This is a genomic window from Pedococcus dokdonensis (genome assembly GCF_900104525.1).
Lineage (GTDB): Bacteria > Actinomycetota > Actinomycetes > Actinomycetales > Dermatophilaceae > Pedococcus > Pedococcus dokdonensis.
In genome coordinates this window covers 3,046,061-3,064,376 of the sequence record NZ_LT629711.1, presented here as the reverse complement: position 1 = coordinate 3,064,376, position 18,316 = coordinate 3,046,061, and the positions used below count along the sequence as shown (strand labels likewise).

The 18,316-nt window shown below is 72.8% G+C and carries 15 protein-coding genes; 7 read left to right on the top strand and 8 right to left on the bottom strand.

Annotated elements, in window-relative coordinates; all coding sequences use genetic code 11:
- Window positions 1-30 precede the first annotated feature (30 nt).
- Entirely contained in the window at window positions 31-876 is an 846-nt protein-coding gene (locus BLQ34_RS14415) for an EamA family transporter (RefSeq protein WP_091790030.1), read from the top strand.
- Here the strand turns inward: BLQ34_RS14415 and BLQ34_RS14410 are convergent.
- Entirely contained in the window at window positions 869-1,729 is an 861-nt protein-coding gene (locus BLQ34_RS14410) for an Fpg/Nei family DNA glycosylase (protein ID WP_091786894.1), read from the bottom strand. The two genes, BLQ34_RS14415 and BLQ34_RS14410, sit on opposite strands and share 8 nt — an antisense overlap.
- An 83-nt stretch (window positions 1,730-1,812) precedes the next feature.
- Between BLQ34_RS14410 and BLQ34_RS14405 the strand changes: the two genes are divergently transcribed.
- Window positions 1,813-3,276 (top strand): MFS transporter, encoded by a 1,464-nt coding sequence (locus BLQ34_RS14405; protein WP_091786890.1) that lies wholly within the window; start codon window positions 1,813-1,815, stop codon window positions 3,274-3,276.
- 118 nt (window positions 3,277-3,394) lie between these two features.
- Here the strand turns inward: BLQ34_RS14405 and BLQ34_RS14400 are convergent, their stop codons facing one another.
- The 4 genes from BLQ34_RS14400 to BLQ34_RS14385 all read right to left on the bottom strand — a co-directional run bounded on the left by BLQ34_RS14400 (window position 3,395) and on the right by BLQ34_RS14385 (window position 7,264).
- Entirely contained in the window at window positions 3,395-4,471 is a 1,077-nt protein-coding gene (locus tag BLQ34_RS14400) for an App1 family protein (protein ID WP_091786888.1), read from the bottom strand.
- Between the two features lie 9 nt (window positions 4,472-4,480).
- Entirely contained in the window at window positions 4,481-5,167 is a 687-nt protein-coding gene (locus BLQ34_RS14395) for a DsbA family protein (RefSeq protein ID WP_091786886.1), read from the bottom strand.
- A gap of 81 nt (window positions 5,168-5,248) precedes the next feature.
- A complete protein-coding gene (locus tag BLQ34_RS14390; RefSeq protein WP_091786885.1) occupies window positions 5,249-6,028 on the bottom strand; it encodes a GAF and ANTAR domain-containing protein in 780 nt (259 codons plus the stop codon).
- Between the two features lie 66 nt (window positions 6,029-6,094).
- Window positions 6,095-7,264 carry an endonuclease gene (locus tag BLQ34_RS14385; protein WP_091786883.1) on the bottom strand — a complete coding sequence of 390 codons (1,170 nt, stop codon included), beginning with the start codon at window positions 7,262-7,264 and terminating at the stop codon, window positions 6,095-6,097.
- 118 nt (window positions 7,265-7,382) lie between these two features.
- Here BLQ34_RS14385 and BLQ34_RS14380 point away from each other — a divergent pair, with 118 nt between their 5' ends.
- A complete protein-coding gene (locus tag BLQ34_RS14380) occupies window positions 7,383-8,210 on the top strand; it encodes a fructosamine kinase family protein (RefSeq protein WP_091786880.1) in 828 nt (275 codons plus the stop codon).
- Window positions 8,211-8,213: 3 nt separating this feature from the next.
- Here BLQ34_RS14380 and BLQ34_RS14375 read toward each other — a convergent pair whose 3' ends face one another.
- Window positions 8,214-8,714 carry a mycothiol transferase gene (locus tag BLQ34_RS14375; RefSeq protein ID WP_091786878.1) on the bottom strand — a complete coding sequence of 167 codons (501 nt, stop codon included), beginning with the start codon at window positions 8,712-8,714 and terminating at the stop codon, window positions 8,214-8,216.
- A 111-nt stretch (window positions 8,715-8,825) separates the two neighbouring features.
- Between BLQ34_RS14375 and soxR the strand changes: the two genes are divergently transcribed.
- The 4 genes from soxR to BLQ34_RS14355 all read left to right on the top strand — a co-directional run bounded on the left by soxR (window position 8,826) and on the right by BLQ34_RS14355 (window position 13,161).
- A complete protein-coding gene (gene soxR / locus BLQ34_RS14370) occupies window positions 8,826-9,293 on the top strand; it encodes a redox-sensitive transcriptional activator SoxR (RefSeq protein WP_091786876.1) in 468 nt (155 codons plus the stop codon).
- Between the two features lie 9 nt (window positions 9,294-9,302).
- Window positions 9,303-10,019 (top strand): endonuclease/exonuclease/phosphatase family protein, encoded by a 717-nt coding sequence (locus BLQ34_RS14365; protein WP_091786874.1) that lies wholly within the window; start codon window positions 9,303-9,305, stop codon window positions 10,017-10,019.
- Window positions 10,020-10,124: 105 nt separating this feature from the next.
- On the top strand, window positions 10,125-12,359 hold the full coding sequence (locus BLQ34_RS14360; RefSeq protein WP_091786871.1) for an MMPL family transporter: 2,235 nt from the start codon (window positions 10,125-10,127) through the stop codon (window positions 12,357-12,359).
- Between the two features lie 55 nt (window positions 12,360-12,414).
- Complete coding sequence (locus BLQ34_RS14355) at window positions 12,415-13,161, top strand: hemerythrin domain-containing protein (protein ID WP_091786869.1); 747 nt, start codon at window positions 12,415-12,417, stop codon at window positions 13,159-13,161.
- Window positions 13,162-13,275: 114 nt separating this feature from the next.
- On the opposite strand, the gene BLQ34_RS14350 is transcribed toward BLQ34_RS14355, so the two are convergent.
- Both BLQ34_RS14350 and BLQ34_RS14345 read right to left on the bottom strand, forming a co-directional pair.
- Window positions 13,276-16,692: a BTAD domain-containing putative transcriptional regulator gene (locus tag BLQ34_RS14350; protein WP_172829412.1), complete on the bottom strand. Its 3,417-nt coding sequence runs from the start codon at window positions 16,690-16,692 to the stop codon at window positions 13,276-13,278.
- Between the two features lie 118 nt (window positions 16,693-16,810).
- A complete protein-coding gene (locus tag BLQ34_RS14345) occupies window positions 16,811-18,286 on the bottom strand; it encodes an FAD-binding oxidoreductase (RefSeq protein ID WP_091786848.1) in 1,476 nt (491 codons plus the stop codon).
- Window positions 18,287-18,316 lie beyond the last annotated feature (30 nt).

Genomic DNA, 18,316 nt, shown 5'->3' with positions numbered 1-18,316 from the left:
GTCCCTGCGTGGACCCTCGCAGTGGCGGCCATGCTGTCCGTCCAACTCGGATCCGCGCTGTCCCTCGGCATCATCGACACCATCGGCCCGGCCGGAACCGCGTGGTTGCGGCTCACCATCGGCGCCGTCATCTTCATCGCCGTCGCCCGACCGTCCCTTCGGACCCTGCGCCGAGCCGACCTGCCGGTGGTGCTCGGTCTGGGCGTGACCACCGGGGTGCAGACCATTGCCTTCCTCGCTGCCATCGAGCGGCTGCCGTTGGGCACCTGCGTCGCGATCGAGTTCCTCGGCCCGCTCTCCGTCGCCGCCCTCCGAAGCCACTCACGACGCGCGCTGGCCTGGCCCGCCCTGGCACTCGCCGGGGTGGTCCCGCTCACGGAACCGTGGCACGCTCGCGTCGACCTGACGGGTCTCGCCTTCGCCGTCCTCGCCGCCCTGGGATGGGCGTCGTACGTGATGCTCACCCAGCGCCTCGGAGACCGGTTTTCCGGCCTCACCGGCCTGTCCCTGACCGTCCCGGTCGCTGCGGTCACGGCCGCCATCATCGGCATTCCACAAGCTGCGGGGCACATCACCGTCTCGGTGATCGCCGCCGCGGGTGGGCTCGCGATGCTTCTCCCGGTGCTTCCCTACGCCCTCGAACTACTCGCGCTTCGCCGCATGACGCATCTCGCGTTCGGCACGCTCATGGCGCTCGAACCGGCCATGGGGGTTCTGCTGGGTCTGCTCATCCTTGGTCAGGATCCGTCAGTCATGAAGGTTCTCGGCATCGTCCTCGTCGTCGGCGCCGGAGCGGCTGCCCAGCGCAGGGGCGAGCGTGGACCCGCGACCCCGACCGAGACAACCAAGACCGCATCCTCTCCGGCGCTCACTTGAGGAGGCGGGACATCCGGCGGTCGGCGAGCGGCTTGCCACCGGTCTGGCAGGTCGCGCAGTACTGCAGCGAGGAGTCGGCGAACGACACCTCGCGCACGGTGTCGCCGCAGACCGGGCAGGTCTCACCGGTCCGGCCGTGCACCCGCATCCCCGCCCGCTTGGCGTCCTTGAGCTCCTTGGCCGGCTTGCCCGAGGCGGTCGCGACCGCCGCGGCGAGCGTGTCGCGCAAGGCGGCATACAGACGGTCGACGGCATCAGCATCGAGGCTCGCGGCCATCGCGAACGGCGACATCTTGGCGACGTGCAGGATCTCGTCGGAGTAGGCGTTGCCGACGCCCGCGATGAACCCCTGGTCGCGCAACAGCCCCTTGATCTGCGAACGCCGACCGGCCAGCAGCTCGCCGAACGCCTCGCGGGTGAACTCGGGCGCCAGCGGGTCGGGCCCCAGCGAGGCGATGCCGGGCACGTCCTGCGGGTCGCGGACGAGGTAGGCGGCGAGGCGCTTCTTGGTGCCGGCCTCGGTGAGGTCGAAGCCCGATCCGTCGGAGAACCGGGTGCGCAACGCGATCGGCGACTTGCCCGGGCGCAGCACGGTGTTGGGGACGGCGTCCGACCACCGCAGCCACCCGGCCCGCGCCAGGTGGAACACCAGGTGCACCCCGTCGCAGTCGATGTCGATGAACTTGCCGTGCCGCGCGACGCCGTCGACCGGCGCCCCGGTGAGGGCCTGGGGCGGCGGGTCGAAGGTCTTCAGCACCGAGAACGACCCGAGCTCGACCCCCGTCACGGCCAGCCCGACGGTCCGCTCGGCGAGGAAGTCGACGAGCGCCTGGACCTCGGGCAGCTCCGGCACCCGACCGAGTCTGGCAGACGGGCCCGTCGTCCGGCTGGGTCTTGCCTGCAGTGCGACGATGGGCTCATGACGACCGGGTCAGCATGACGGACGAGCGGGGCACGACGACCGAGGCCGCGCCGCACGAGCTGCTGCGCCTGAAGTCGCACAGCGGCCGGCTCGCCCTGGCCACCACCGTCCTCGGCAGTGGCATCGCGCTGCTCGACGGCACCATCGTCAACGTCGCCCTGCCGACGATCGGGCGTGACCTCGACGCCGACCTGGCCGGCCTGCAGTGGGTGGTGAACGCCTACGCGCTGACGCTGGCCGCCTTCATCCTGCTCGGCGGCTCCCTGGGCGACCGGTTCGGGCGACGGGCGATGTATGCCGTGGGGGTGGCCGGCTTCGGCGTCGCCTCGGTGCTGTGCGCGCTGTCGCCGACGGTGGAGGTGCTGGTCGCGGCCCGGGCCGTCCAGGGACTGTGCGCGGCGCTCCTGGTGCCGGGCAGCCTGGCGATCCTGCAGGCGTCCTTCCACCGCGACGACCGGATGGCCGCGATCGGCGCCTGGACCGGGCTGCTCGGGGTGGCGTCGGCCTCCGGGCCGGTGGTCGGTGGGTGGCTCGTCGAGCAGGACTGGCGGTGGGCCTTCTGGCTCAACGTGCCGCTTGCCGCAGTCGTGGTCGCGCTCGCCCTGAAGTTCGTCCCCGAGTCACGGAACCCGTTGGCCAGCAAGCACATCGACGTCGTCGGCATCACCCTCGCCGTGGTCGGGCTCGCCGCCCTGACCTATGGGCTGACGGCTCTCTCCGACGGCGTGAGCGCGCGGGCCGTGGTGGTCGGCGTCGTGGGGGTGCTCGCCCTCGGCGGCTTCGCGTGGGCCGAGACGCACGCGAAGGCCCCGATGGTGCCGCCGTCGCTCTTCGCGAACCGGGTGTTCACGACGATCAACCTCGTCACGCTGCTCGTCTACGCCGGACTGTCGGCTGCCCTGCTCTTCCTGGTGCTGTTCCTGCAGACCGTGGCGGGGTGGTCGGCGCTGGAGGCCGGAGCCGCGACCCTGCCGTTGAGCATCATCATGCTGTTCCTGGCCCGACGGTTCGGGAACCTGGCCGCGAAGTCGACGGCCCGACCCTTCATGATCGGCGGGACCCTGGTCGCCGCAACGGGTTTCGTTCTCCTGGCGGTGGCACCGCGCGACCCGTCGTTCGTCCTCCACGTGCTGCCCGGCATCTCGCTGCTGGGTCTCGGGCTGTCGATGACGGTGGCCCCGCTGACCGGCACGGTGCTGGCCGCCGCGCCCGACGAGCTGGCGGGCACCGCCAGCGGCGTCAACAACGCGGTGTCCCGCACGGCCGGTCTGCTGGCCATCGCCGCCCTGCCCCCGCTGGTCGGGCTGGGCGGCGCCGACTACGCCTCGCCCGATGCACTTGCGCCCGCCTACCGCCTCGCGATGCTCGTCTGCGCCGGCCTGCTCGTGGGCGGCGCAGCCCTGACGGCGGTGGGCCTGCGGTCGAAGGAGCCCGCGCCGTGCGCCGGGACACCGCACCTCGACCACGCCGGTCGCTGACCGGCCAGCAGGTCGGTCACTGACCCGGCAGCGGGTCGGTCCGCGGGTCGGTCAGCGGGTCAGTCAGCGGGTCAGTCAGCGGGTCGGTCCGCGGGTCGGTCGATCAGACCGACGAACCTCAGGACTCCCGCGCCCGCTGCCCCAGGGCCAGCTGCAGGAGGCGCACCAGGCCGTAGCCGTCGCCGGCACGGCACACCGGCACCTCCTTCTCGTGCCGGTCGCGGGCCGGCGTGAACTCCTCCAGTGACACCGGGATGCCGTGCGACAGCACCTGCTCGCTCGGCGTCAGCTCGCGGATGGCGATGGCCGCGACGGTGCCCGGGCGTTGTTCGGCGAAGTCGCCGTAGATCTTCGGGTCGTGCTGGCCGTCGTCACCGACGAGCACCCAGCGGATGCCGGGGAACTCGTTCGCGAGCCGGTGCAGGCAGGCCCGCTTGTGGTCCTGGCCGGACCGGAACCAGCCGGTGTTGGTCGGACCCCAGTCGGTGAGCAGCAACGGGCCGGGTGGGTAGCCGTGTCGGCGCAGGAAGCGGGTCAGCGTCGGCGCGGTGTTCCAGGCGCCGGTGGAGAGGTAGACCATCGGGGCGCCGGGGTGCTCGGCCAGCAAGTCGCGGTACATGGTGGCCATGCCCGGCACGACGTGGCGGGCGTTCTCGCTCTTCACGAAGGTGTTCCAGGCGGCGATCATCGGTCGCGGCAGCGAGGTGGAGATGACGGTGTCGTCGATGTCGCTGATCAGCCCGAAGGTCTCGTCGGCGCCGACCACCATCACCGCCGCCGTGTTGTCCTCGGCGTCGACCGAGGTCAGCCGCGCCTCGTGCCAGCCGGGGGCGAGCCGGTGACCGCGGACCTTGGTGTCGATGTAGCCGCTGCGGTCGGTGCGGGTGTGCACGGTCTTGTCACCGAGCGTGATCGTGACGGGCACGTTCATCGCGGGCGCGGTGATGAAGGCCCGCCAGCCACGCCGCTCGTCCTCGGCCGAGCGGAGCTCGGCGGTGGTGGCGCCCACGTCGGCCCGCTCGCCGCGCTGGGGCCGGCGGGTCAGCAGCACCCGTCCCAGCACCCGCGCCCAGTCCTCGGTGGCGTATCCGGTGTGGGCCACGATGCGGGTCTGCCAACCGCGGCCGCGCAGCACGGAGTCGACCTGGCGGTGCCAGGCGTCCTCGACGATGGAGGCGGCGTGCGGACGGGCCATGCTCAGACCCTACGGCCTCGTCTGCACCGTCCTGAACTGGTCGACCAGCCGGTCGCCGCTGGCGCCCGGCCCGTCGAACTCGAAGACGTGCTCGCCACGGCTGGCCAGCAGCAACGGGCCACCCCCGAGGTCGAGGTCGCGGGCCAGCTCGAAGTCCTCGGCCGCCAGCTCACGGGCGCGACTGCTGCGGGCGAAGATCGCGACGGCCGGACCGTCCAGGCCCAGGGCTTCGGCGACCGACTCGACGACACCGGGGGAGTCCAGCGGGCGGGACTCCACGAAGTAGGCGTGCTGGACCGCCTCGAGAACGGTCGACACCGGGAGCTCGCCGGCAGCGAGCAGCGCGATCAGGCAGGCCGCTGGGGCTCGCGCGGCGAGCCGGCCGGACTGGACCACCTCGACCTCGACACCGGACGGCACCGAGCCGAGCACGGCGCTGACGGACGGGAGGTAGGCCCAGGACGCCGGGTCGTAGATGTCCATGACGTAGACGAGCAGGGTCGGCAGCTCGGTGCCCGTCAACGGCAGGTCACCAGGGCTGACGAGCCGCCCGTGCGGCTGGATCAGCCGGCGCAGGTCGGCCCGGCTGCGGTGCACCGCGGCGGGCTCGTGGGTGCAGCGGGCGCCGAGGCCGGACTGGGTCGGGGTGCGCCAGCCAGCGATGCCGCAGCGGCACCCGTGGGGGGCTTGGCTCATGTCGTACTCTCCTGGGCACAAAAAAAGCAACCGGTTGGCCAGCTGGCCGACCCGGTTGCTTCAGGTGGTTGGGAGACTAGCTCACATTGCCTCCGAACGGGAGGATCGGGCCTCGGCGACCAGCTGTGCGGCCAGCACCCGCAGCTTGAGGTTCTGCTCCTGGGACTGCCGACGCAGCAGCTCGAAGGCCACCATCTCGTCGATCCCGTGCCGTCCGATGAGCAGTCCCTTGGCCTGCTCGATCACGGCCCGGCTGGCCATCGCCTGCTCCATCTGACCGGCCACCTCGCGGGCCCCCGCGACCGAGACGGCAGCGGCCAGGGCGTCGGCAGCACGCTGGGCCGCCATCCGCACCAGGGTGAGATCGGTGTGGTCAAAGGCGTTCCGCGCGTGGCCATAGAGGTTGAGCGCACCGTAGCGACGACCGCCGGACTCCAGCGGCAGTGCCAGCAAGGTCTGCACCTCGCCCGGGTCACAGCCCTTGATGAAGGCGGGCCACCGCTCCTCGCCACCGACGAGGTCGACGAGGTTCTCCCGGCCGTTGCGGAAGGCGTCGAGGCACGGGCCGTCGCCGACGGCATACTGCACCGCGTCGATCTCGAGCGTCCCGGCGGTGGTGTAGGCGGCGGTCCTGGGGCGGTCCTCCATCACGACCGTGACGCCGACGGAGTCGCAGCCGTCGATGTTCGCGTTGACCGACTGGACCAGGCGCTCCAGGTAGGGGGACAGGTCGTCGAGGCCCTCGAGCGTGCCGGCCAAGTCCTCCATCAGGCGCTGGGCCGACGCCAGTCCACGCTGACCGGCGTCCTCGTGCAGCGACTCAGCCTCACGGACGTCGTCACCGGTCGTATCGATGCTCACGAATCAAACGGTATACCGGCAGTTCGGGGGTCGACAGGGCTTCGACAGGACTGCCCGGGGCGACACCTACGGCCAGATCGAGGAGACCCACTCCGGGTGGTCGACGAACGGGTTCCGGTTGTGCTGCCAGGTGTCGTAGATGACCTGGTTCCGCCGCTTCTCGAAGGCGTCCGGCGGGTCGCCTGCGCTCCACGCCTTGAGCACCGAGAGCTTGCCGATGTTGGGGGCGGTGCCGTTGCCGACCGACTCGTTCGGCTCGAGGTTCGGCCAGCCGTCGTCGCCCTCGTAGCGGATCGCCATGTAGAAGATCATCCGGGCGACGTCACCCTTGACGGCGTCCCGCGGCTCGAACGAGTCGCCGTCGCGCCAGCAGTCCGAGCACTGGTTGACCGCGGAACCGCCGTTGTCGAAGTCGAGGTTGCCGCGGTCGCTGTTGACGGTGACGTCCTCGGGACGCAGGTGGTGCACGTCGGTGCCCGGACCGTTCGCGGTGCCGAAGTCGCCGTGGCTCTTGGCCCAGACGTGCTCGCGGTTCCACTGGTCGACCCCGCCACCGTTGTCGCTCTTGGCGATCGAGCGACCCGAGTAGATCTCGATGACGTTGTTGCTGTTGTTCGGGTCCTGGTCGGTGTCCTTCAGCGCCGTCCACACCTGGTCGTAGGTCAGCACGGTCTGGTTCCTGATGATGGCGTGCAACGAGCTGCGCAGCGCCGAGCCCGACTTGCCGAGCGCGCTGGCGTAGTACGTGTCCGTCGGCGAGCTGGTGGTGGAGGTCGGCGGAGGCGTCGTGGTCGTCGGGTCGGGGTCCGGGGTCCCGCCGGTGATCGCGGTCGGCGACTTCTGGCCGGCGTGCGCGAAGTAGGCGGTCAGCTGGCCGGTGACGGTCACCTTGGTGCCGAGCTTCGACGGGTTGGTCTTCAGGCCCCACGCCGACCGCCATTGGGTGGTCAGCTGCACGTAGAGCATCTGCGAGGTGCTCGTCTGGGAGGCGCTGTCCGCGAGCGCGATGGCCAGGTCGCCGGTGAAACCCGACCGGTTGACCGTGCTGGTCGCGACCGGCTCGCCGACGATGTAGCCGGTCACCGACTGGCTCGACCCGTCCTGCTGGGCGATCGCCTGCGCCACCGTCAGGGGGCTGGCCGCCCACGCGCTGCGCGCGGTGGTGGCGACGAACGCGACGAGCAGGAGGGCGGCGATGGCCGCCAGACGGGGACGCACCCGGATCGTGAGCTGCATGCAAGGCACCGTGCCAGCCCCGCGGCATACACCGGGCGAACGTGCGGTAAGGCCTGCGGCTGGGCTTGGCAAAGTTCCGGTATGCCGCGCAGGCGGCTCCCGGGACCCACGCGGTTAGATGTCGGGATGGCAGGTGTGCGGCTGCGGCGGAGGGCTGTTCGTGGGTGAGCAGCCGTCATCGACCGTGTTCCGCAAGGGCAGCCGCTCGGCCCCCGAGGGCTACTTCCGCTGGGAGGCGGCCGGGCTCGCGTGGCTGGCCGACGCGCCCGGCGGGGCGGCGGTCGTCGAGGTGCTCGAGGTGGCCGAGCAGCACCTCGACCTCGTGAAGCTCTCGTTCGCGAACCCGGACCCCGCGATGGCCGAGGCGTTCGGGGCGGCCCTCGCCCGCACCCACGACGCCGGGGCGCCGGCCTTCGGCAGCCCGCCGGCGGGGTGGGAGGGCGACGGGTTCCTCGGCCCGGCCACCCAGCTGCTGCCGCTCGGGCTCACCCCCGAGGAGTCGTGGGGCTCGTTCTTCGCCGAGCAGCGGATCCTGCCGATGCTGGCGGCAGCGGTCGACCTCGGCCTGTTCCACCGCTCGGACCGGGTCGTGTTCGAGCGGGTGGCGCGGCGCCTGCAGGACGGGGAGTTCGACGACGGGTCGGCGCCGGCCCGGATCCACGGCGACCTCTGGTCGGGCAACATCGCCTGGACGCCTGGCGGTGCTGTGCTGATCGACCCGGCGGCGCACGGCGGTCACCGCGAGACCGACCTCGCGATGCTGGCGCTGTTCGGGTGTCCGCACTGGGACTTCGTCGTCGGGGGCTATCTGGGTCAGCACCGGCTGGACGGGCAGTGGCCGGAACGGGTCGCGCTGCACCAGCTGCACCCGCTGCTGGTGCACGCCGTGCTGTTCGGGTCGGACTACCCGCGACGGGCGTTGGACCTGGCCCGCCGCTACCGCTGAGCTCTAGGTGATCAGGCCCCGGACGAAGGCGGCCTGGCCGACGTGCTGGTCGTCGTCGTTGACGATGCTGACCAGCCGCACGCCCAGCGTGACCGGGGGGTCCCAGCGCTCGTCGACGACGCGGTTGAGGTCGTCCGGTGTGAGCGGGCCGACGAACTCGGCCGTGGCCGCGTGCACCGCTGCCAGGTAGCCCTTCAGGTCGTCGGCTCCGACCCGGACCTTGGCCACGTCGTCGCTCGTGTGGCCGTAGCCGGTGTCCTCGGCGGGGAACGGCAGCCCGAACCGCTCGTGCCAGCCGTCACTCGTCCACACCTGTTCGCGGTCGGCGACGTCGGCGATGTGGTCGTCCTGCACCCGCGCGAGGTGCCAGACCAGCCAGCCGATCGAGTTGGCCCGCTCCGATGGTCGCTGGGCCAGCTGGTCGGGGGTGAGGCCGTCGACGGCCGCGCTCGCGCCGTCACGGATCCGTTCGAACGAGTCGACGAGCAGGTCACCGAGGGTCATGCCCCGATGCTAGGCCGGTGGGGGCGTGGCTGCGTCCGCTCGCTTGCGTAGTCCTCGGCCTCGGACCATGGTGGAGGCCAAAGGTGAAGCGAGGTTGAAGGAGGGATGTGCGTGGAGACCACCGACCTGCTCACCGTGTCGGAGGTGGCGGCCCGCAGCGGGTTCGCACCCTCGGCGCTGCGCTACTACGAGCGCGAGAGGCTGGTCGAGGCCTCGCGCACCGCGGGCGGGCAACGCCGCTACCAGCGCAGCGTGCTGCGGCGGCTGGCCTTCATCCGGGCGGCCAGCAACGTGGGGCTCAGCCTCGAGGAGGTCCGCACCGAGCTGGCCGGGCTGCCCTCCGGTCGCACGCCCACCAAGTCCGACTGGCACCGCATCTCGGCGCACTGGCGCACCCGGCTCGACGAGCAGGTCGCGGCCCTCGAGGCGCTGCGCGACAAGCTCGACTCGTGCATCGGGTGCGGCTGCCTGTCGCTCAAGCAGTGCGGCATCTCCAACCCCGCCGACAAGGCGGCTGCCACCGACGACGCCCCCGGCGCGGCATACCTCCCGCCGTTGCTCCGCCGGCCCACCCACTGAAGGGACGCCATGCGCCTGACCCTGCTCAGCTACAACATCCACAGCGGTGTCGGGCTCGACGGCGTGCTCGACCTCGGCCGGGTCGCCGACGTCATCGGCGCCAGTGGTGCCGACGTGGTGGGGCTCCAGGAGGTGGACCGGCACCGCCGCGAGCAGAGCGGGTTCGAGGACCAGCCCGGCTTCCTCGCCGAGCGGCTCGGCATGCACCTCGCGTATGCCGCGAACCTCGACGCGGAGCCTGCCCACCCCGGGGCCCCCCGGGCCCAGTACGGCACCGCCCTGCTCAGCCGGCTGCCGTTCGCGTCGTCGCAGAACACCCTGCTGCCGTGCTTCGAGGGGAGCGAGCAGCGCGGGCTGCTCGATGCCACCGTGGTCGTCGGGGACGGGGCGCTCCGGGTGCTCGGGACGCACCTGCAGCACGACAGCGAGACCGAGCGCACCCGGCAGGCCGAGGCGGTCGTGGCCGCCCTCGACGACCGCCCGACCGTGCTGCTCGGCGACCTGAACACCACGCCCGGCGCACCGGCACACGCCTGCCTCGCCAGCCGGCTCGACGACGCCTGGGCGCTGGTCGGGGAGGGGGAGGGGCACACCTTCGCCGCGGAGCTGCCGCCGCGGCGGATCGACTACGTCTGGGTCGGCGGGGGAGTGCGGGCGGTCTCGGCACAGGTGCTGCCGTCGGTCGCCTCCGACCACAGCGCGCTGCGGGTGGAGGTCGAGCTCTAGGGACCTCGCAGGCGCGACCCCAAGTCAGTCCCAAGTGGCGCACAAGCAGGTGAGTCGACTCTGGTCCCGACCAGTTCACCTCCGCACCACTCGAAGGACCACACCATGCCTGCCCACCTCGACCGGCCCACCCCACGCCGATCCCGCTTCCACGGACTCAGCCTCTACCGGCTCGGCTCCGGTGCCGCCGCCCACCCGTGGCGCACCCTGGCCGCCTGGGCCGTCCTCGCCCTCCTCGTCGCGGGTCTGGCCGCCACGAAGGGCGGTACCCCGCAGGACGACTACAACGTCCCGGGCGCCCGCTCGCAGGTCGGCATCGACCAGCTGCGCGCCCACCTGCCCGGCGCCGGCAACACCGCCGCCCGCGTCGTCGTGCACGACCGCACCGGCGGCCGGCCCAGCGACGCCGCGCTGACCGAACTGGCCACCCGGCTGCAGTCCATGCCCCACGTGGTGCAGGTCTTCCCGGCCCAGCGGTCGGCCGACGGCGACACGGCGGTCGTCAACGTCAGCTACGACGCCCCGGTCACCGACCCCGACCTGATGGGCAAGCTCGACCCGCTCGAGCAGGCCGTGGCCCCCCTGAAGGCCGGTGGCCTCCAGGTCGAGCTCGGTGGCGAGCTGCCCGAGAGCGCGGCCGCCCCCATGGAAGGGCGCGGTGAGCTGATCGGCATCGTCGCCGCCCTGGTCATCCTCGTGTTCGCCTTCGGCTCCGTGGTCAGTGCGGGCCTGCCGATCGGCACCGCGCTGGTCGGCCTCGGGGTCGGCAGCGCCGGCATCACCCTGCTCGCCGCCGCCACCGACGTCAGCACCGCCGCCCCGATGGTCGCCACCATGGTGGGCCTCGGCGTCGGCATCGACTACGCGCTGCTGCTCGTCACCCGGCACGCCGAGTACCTCGCCCAAGGCTTCAGCGTCACCGAGTCCGCCGGTCGCGCCGCGGCCACAGCCGGACGGTCCGTCGTCTTCGCGGCCAGCACCGTGCTCGTCTCGCTGATGGGTCTGCGCCTCGCCGGGCTCCCCGTCTACAGCTCCTTCGGGTTCGCGACCGGCATCGCGGTGCTGAGCGTGATGGCCGCCTCGCTGACCCTGGTGCCGGTGCTGTGCCGGTTCGCCGGTCGCCGGCTGCTGCCGCGAGCCGTGCGGCGCGATCCTGCCGGGACCGCTGCCGCTGCGGGCTCGAAGGCTGCTCGGGTGCCGCTCACGGCGCGCTGGGCGGCCAAGGTCGCCAAGCGCCCGCTCCTGTGGGCGATGTCGGCCGCGATCGTCATGCTCACCCTCGCGGTCCCCGCGCTCGACATGCGCACCTGGCCGCAGGACCCGAGCAGCCAGTCGACGCAGGTCACGACCCGTCGGGCCTACGACCTGGTCAGCGCCGAGTACGGCGCCGGCAGCAACGGCCCGCTCACGGTCGTGGTGGACCGCTCGCGGCTCGACGACGCCGCGGTGGCGGCCCTGACCCGGACCTTGGAGGCACGGACCGACATCGTCGACGTCACCCCCGCGGTCACCTCACCCGACTCGGCCATCACCGTGTTCGACGCGATCCCGGCCTTCGGGCCGACCGACGAGCGCACCCCGGCCCTGGTCCGCGACCTGCGGGCCGACCTGCCGGCCGGCGCCGAGCTCACCGGTGGGACGGCGTTCTTCGCCGACATCGCCGAGATGCTGGCCGGCCGGTTGTGGATCGTCATCGCCTTCGTGGTCGCCGTCTCGGTGCTGCTGCTGGCCATGGTGTTCCGGTCGGTCGTCATCCCGGTCAAGGCCGCGGTGATGAACCTGCTGAGCATCGGTGCCGCCTACGGCGTGCTCACCGCGGTGTTCCAGTGGGGTTGGGCGACCGACCTGCTCGGGCTCGACCACCCGCTGGCCGTCTCGAGCTGGGTGCCGATCCTGATGTTCGCCATCCTGTTCGGTCTCTCGATGGACTACGAGGTGTTCCTCCTCTCCCGCATCCGCGAGGACTGGGCGCGCACCGGCGACTCGCACGGCAGCGTGGTGCGCGGCCTGTCCGCCACCGGCCGGGTGATCTCGAGCGCGGCGGCGATCATGGTCGCGGTCTTCCTCGGGTTCGCCAGCGAGGTCGACGTCGTGGTCAAGCAGCTCGGGGTCGGCATGGCCGTGGCCATCCTGCTCGACGCGACCGTGGTCCGCATGGTCCTGGTCCCGGCCACCATGTCGCTGCTCGGCGACTGGAACTGGTGGGTGCCGCGCTGGCTCGACCGCGTCCTCCCGCACGTGCGTGCCGAGGTGGAGGACGACGCGCCTGCTGCCGTCTCCACCCCGTCCGAGGACGAGGACCTCTGGGAGCGCGAGCTCGACACCGTCGAGACGCACTGAACCCACCGGCATACCCATCACTCACGAAAACCATTGACCTGAAAGGCAGTCCACCATGACCACCACCCAGACCAACGCCGCGTCGCACGCCGTCGCGGCCTGGCCGGAGCAGCTCAGCTTCCCGGGCCAGACCGCCGCCCACCCGGGTCCGGTCGACATGATGATGATGTACGTGATGCACCACGGCTTCCGTCGTGACCTCACCGCCTTCGCGGCGGCCGCCTCCGCGACACCCCCCGAGGACCGCACCACCTGGCGGGCGCTCGCCGCGCGCTGGGAGCTGTTCGCGGAGGTGCTGCACCACCACCACTCGGGCGAGGACGCCGGTCTCTGGCCGACCCTCCTCGAGCGGGCCGACGAGGCGGAGCGGGCGGTGCTCGTGGCGATGGAGGCCGAGCACGCCGAGATCGACCCGATCCTGACCGCCTGCGCGGCGGGGTTCGAGCGGCTCGCGCACCACGCCGACGAGGACGCGCGCGCGGCGCTCGCCGTGCGGCTCAGTGCCGCACGGGAGAGCCTCGGCCGGCACCTGCGCCACGAGGAGACCGAGGCGATCGCGATCATCCAGCGGGTGCTGACGAACGAGGAGTGGGAGCAGGTCGAGGTGGAGCACTTCCGCAAGGACGTGCCGTTCTCCCGGGTGCTCGCCATCGTGCCCTGGGCCGCGCACGACGTACCGGGTCCGCTGCGTCGCCAGGTCTTCGCCAAGACCGGTCGGCCCAACCACCTCCTGTGGTTGCTGACCCGGCGCGGCTTCGAGCGTCGCGAGCGCCTGGCGTTCCGCTACCTCGACCGCGACTGACGCCCGGCCGCCCCTCGCAAAACGGCAGTTGCGTCGCGTTCCGCCCGGCAACTACTGGGCGGTATGGCGCGCAACTGCCGTTTTGCGGGGCAGGGACCGGGGCGCGGGGTCGGGTCAGAAGGAGTGGCGGGTCCGCAGGTCGCGCAGCCACTGCGCGGCCAGCGGGATCCGCCACTCCTCGCACAGCTCCAGCGCCCGGTCCGCATGGGTCGCCGCCAGCTCGCGCTCCCCGACGGCCGCGGCCGCGAGGGCGAGGAACGCGTCGACCGGGCCTATCGCGTTGCCCGAGCCGGCACAGCAGGAGGTGCCGGCGAAGGGCGCCAGCCGGTCATAGGCGGCGGACGCCATGGCGTGGTCGTCGAGGACCAGCCCAGCCTCGGCTGCCAGGCCCCAGTTGAGCACGGAGAACCAGTCGTCGTCGTCGAGGCGGACGGTGTGGGTCGCGGCATACTCCCGCGCGCGCTCGACCTCGCCGCCGCGGATCCAGAAGACGAGCATGGTCGAGGCCACCGGGAGCACGCTGTGCTCGGCGAACTGCTCGAGCATCGGGGCGACCTCATGCGACCGCCCCTGCCACAGGCGCAACGACATCAGCGCTCCTGCAGTCGCGTCCTCGGTCTGGCCGAGGGCCATCTCCTGGTCGAGCCGCACGATGTCCGCCATCCGCAGCTCGCACTCGTCGAACCGGCCGGCCATCGCCAGCCACGGGAGCTCCAGGCTGTCGAGCACGATCAGCCCGTAGGGCAGCCGCAGCCGCTGGGCCCAGTCGCGGGCGACCACGGTGTGCTCCCACATCTCGTCCACGAGCCCGAGCTCCCCGGCCACGACCGCGCGCAAGGTCGTGGTGACGACGTAGGCGCGCTGGTCGCCCAGCCGGTGCGCGAGCTCCATCCCCTCGGTGGCGAGGTCACGCCGCAGCGAGGCGGTCGACCGGTGCCACAGGGCGACGTAGGCCAGCTGGCAGGCGTCGAGCAGCAGCGCGTCGTCACCGAGCCGGCGTGCCATCGCGAGGCCCTCTTCGACTAGGGCCGAGCGCTCCGCGAAGGTGGAGCCGTAGTAGATCTCGAGAGCCAGCGCGAGCATCACGCGGCAGCGCAGCGCACCGTCGGTCGCCGGCAGCTCGCCGAGCACTCGGCGCAGGGCGTCGACGACGACCGCGTTCACGGTGCCGTGCGGGCCGGACTGCCACAACGCACCCACGGAGGTGGCGGTGGCCGCCCGCCCCAGCAGCTCGACGTCGCCGATCTCGTCGGCGACCCGGACCGCCTCCTCGGCGGTGCCGACCAGACCCTCCCAGTCGCCTGACCAGCGCTGCGCGTCGGCAAGGTCCATCAGCACGTCGTAGCGCTCGCCGAGGGTCGCGTCGGGGTCGCCCGGCAGGGCGTCGAGGGCCGAGCGCAGCAGGTCGGCCGACTCCTCGTAGGCGTGCAGCCGGCGGGCCACGGTGGCGGCCCGCACGCAGGCCAGCCAGGCCCGGGCGGCGTGGGCGGGGCCGGCCGCGAGCCAGTGCCGGGCCACCTCGTGCTCGCGCCCCGTGGCTCCAGAGACCGCCTCGGCCACGCGGGCGTGCGCCCTGGCTCGGCGGGTGGCGGGGATGGCGGCATAGATGGTGTCGCGCACGAGGGCGTGCCCGAAGAGGAACCGGCCGATGCCGTCGTCACGCACCAGCCCGGCGGCCAGCGCGGGGTCGAGGTGGTCGAGCAGCGCGTCCTCGTCGAGCCGGGAGACGTCGGCGAGGGTGGCCAGGTCGAACTGGCGGCCGAGCAGCGCGGCCCAGCGCAGCGTCGCCACCGACTCCTCGGGGAGGCGCTGCAGGCGGCGGGCCAGGACGTCGTGCACGGCCGACGGCGGGTGGGCCTCGGCGAGGAGACCGGACAGGTCGCCGCCCTCGCGGGCCAGTCGGGCGTACTCGACCAGGAAGAACGGGTTGCCGTCGGTGCGGTCGCGCAGGGCCGCCGCCTCGCCGCCTGACGGCGTGGACTCGCTGACCGCCTCGACCACGCGGGAGGCCTCGTCGGCGCTGAGGCCGTGCAGGTCGAGCCGCACGGCGTGCCGGCGCGCGAACGTCTCGACGGCGTCGAGCAGGGCGTCGGTCGGCTCGGGGTGGCTGCGCCAGGTGCCGACGACGAGCAGCCGGGCCTGCTGGACCGTCTCGCCAAGCAGTCGCAGCACCCGCAACGACGCGACGTCGGCCCAGTGCAGGTCGTCGAGCAGCACCACGATGGTCCGCTCGGACGCCGCCTCGGCCACCGCGCCGGCGATCGCCTCCCAGGTGCGGAACCGGCCACCACCGTCCTCGTCGACGTCGCTCTCGGTGGGCAGCTCGCGGCCGAGCGAGCGAAGCACCTGCTGCCACGGCCACAGCGGCGGGGCGCCGTCGTCCTGCGAGCACCGGCCGAGCAGCACGGTGGCACCGCGGTCGCCCGCGACCTTGGCGAGCTCGCCGGCGAGCCGGCTCTTGCCGATGCCGGGCTCGCCGACCAGGGCAGCAAGGGCGACCGAACCCGACTCGGCCTGCTCGAGCGCGCCGACCAGGTCAGCCAGCTGGTCGGCCCGACCGACCAACGGCCACGGCGGCAGGGTGGGCACGAACGACTGGATGCGCGAGCTGCTGCCCGCACGCGTCGGCTCCGGGCCGGCCCGGTCGACGTCGGCCGACGGGTGGTCGGACCGGATGCGCTCGGCCGGCGGGTGGTCGGCAGGCAGTGCCGCCGTGCTGGTTGCCGGCTGCCAGTCGAGCACCGGGTCCTGGCGCAGCACTGCCGACTGGAGGTCGCGCAGCTCCAGCCCCGGCTCGAGGCCGAGCTCGTCGGCGAGCACCTCGCGCACTTCCCGCAGGGCATCGAGCGCCTCGGCCTGCCGGCCGGCGCGGGTGAGCGCGAGAGCGCGCAGGCCCCACAGCCGCTCGCGCAAGGGGTAGGCCGTGGTGAGCGACTCGAGCTCGCCCGCCACGGTGGCGTGCTCGCCCAGCTCGAGGGCGGCGACCGCGCGGTCCTCGAGCGCCACGACGCGCAGCTCCTCGAGCCGGGCCCGCTCGGCCACGGCCGAAGGCGCGTCCTCGAGCTCGAGGTAGGGGGTGCCGCGCCAGAGCGCCAGCGCCTCGTCGAGCTCGGCCACCACGGCAGCGAGCTCCTCGACGGAGAGCCCGCTCGGCTCGTGCAGCCCGGACAGCTGGCCGATCCGGCGGTGCGCCCGGCTGACGGCCCGGTCGAACCGGGCCGCGTCCAGCGCGTCGTCCTCCACCCGCAGGGCGTACCCGGGGGCGACGGTGACCAGCACGGTCGACGGGGCCCGCGCCGCGCGGTCCGGCTCGAGGGAGCGCCGCAACCCGGCGACATACGCCTGCAGCGTGCCGTTGACCCCGGGAGGTGCGCCGTCCGGCCAGAGCAGGTCGACGAGCGCGTCGACCGAGACGGGGCGGCCGTGGTTCATCGCGAGGGCAGCGACGAGCGCACGCTGCTTGCGTGTGCCCAGGTCGACGGGTCCGTCGCCCAGGGTCGCCTGCACGGCTCCGAGGACACCCACTCTCACCCGGCAGAGAGTAATGGCGGATCGGCGCTGGTCACAGAGCCTTTTGCACGATCCGGACCATGGCGGCCCGGTATGCCGCGTGGTGACCACGCGGCATACCGGTGCCTCCGGGGGTGGGTCAGTCGGTGACCCGGCCGTTCTCGACGAGGCGGGGGATCCGGTGGTTGCCCACGAACACCCCGTGCGGGTCGATGGCCGACCGGATTCCCTTGAGCTGCAACCAGGTCCGCTCGTCATAACCGGTGCGCGGGTCGGTCGCGTTCTCGGCGAAGTTGAGGTAGCTGCGACCGTTGGCCCACGGCGAGAGCACCTTGGTGAGGCGGTGCGCATCGTGCTCGCCCTGGGCGCCCATCTCCGGGGTCATCGCCATCGCCGCGGCGAACGCCACGAACTCGCCATCCAGCTGCTTCAACGCGCCGCCGCCCTCGTGCTCGCGGCCCAGTGCTCCGCCGAGCTGGCGCAGCTCGGCCAGCAGCAGCGAGCTCGAGGAGCCGGGGCCGACCTCGGACAGGAACGCGTCGACGGCCTCGTCGGGGAAGCCAGCGAGCATCGCGGAGTCCGAGACGACGGGCGTCGGCCCCTCCGGGTCCATGTGCAGGCGCACGAGCGACCGAGCCGGCACCCGGCCGAAGGTGTCGATCTCGGGCGACAGGGCGCGCAGGTCCGCGATCACGGCCGCCCCGGCGTCGTCCGACCCGAGGACGGCGCCGTCGATGACGACGACGGAACGACCCCGCAGCATCTCGGGGACGTCCGGCACCGGAGGGAGGTTGAGGATCCGGAACGACGTCGTCACGTCATCGGGAGCGCCGGGCGCCCACTGGGCCCAGCGGCGCAGGACCGGCTCGGCGAGCTCGCGGTCCCAGATCAGCATGCCCGCGTAGGCCGACTCGATGGCGTAGAGCCGGAACTCCAGCGCCGTCACGACGCCGAAGCTGCCTCCGCCTCCGCGCAGCGCCCAGAACAGCTCGGCGTTGCGGTGGGCGTCAGCCCGCAGGTGCTCCCCGTCGGCGGTGACGAGCTCGATCGCGGTGAGGCTGTTGGTGGCCAGGCCGAGGCGACGGGCGTACCAGCCGATGCCGCCACCGAGCGAGTAGCCGGCGATGCCGACGTCGGGCGAGCTGCCGTGCAGCGCGGCGAGGCCGTGCTCACCGGCCGGCTCGGTCGCGTGCAGCCAGAGGGCCCCGCCCTCGACGCGGGCGATCCGGCGGACCGGGTCGATGGTGACGCCGGTCATCGCCGAGGTGCGCAGCACGACCACGTCATCAAGGCCCTGGGCGACGAGCGGTCCGGCGTTGTGACCGGTGCTCTGGGGGGCGATGCGCAGGTCGGCGGCGACGACCGCGCGGACCACCTGCTGCACCTCGGCCACGGTCCGCGGCTGGGCGACGGCGGCCGGGCGCTGGTCGAGGGCGACGTTCCACGGCAGGCGGGCCGCGTCGTACCGGGCGTCGCCGGGGAGGTGGACCGCGCCCGGGCCGAGCCCGCGCAGGGACTCCGCTCGCGGGGACTTCGCTCGCAGGGACTGCGCTCGCGGGGACTTCGCTCGCGGGGATTTCTCGCGGGGCGCGGTGAGAGAGATCTGGCTGGTCATGAGTGACTCCTTGGTCCGTGTTCTGGGGTG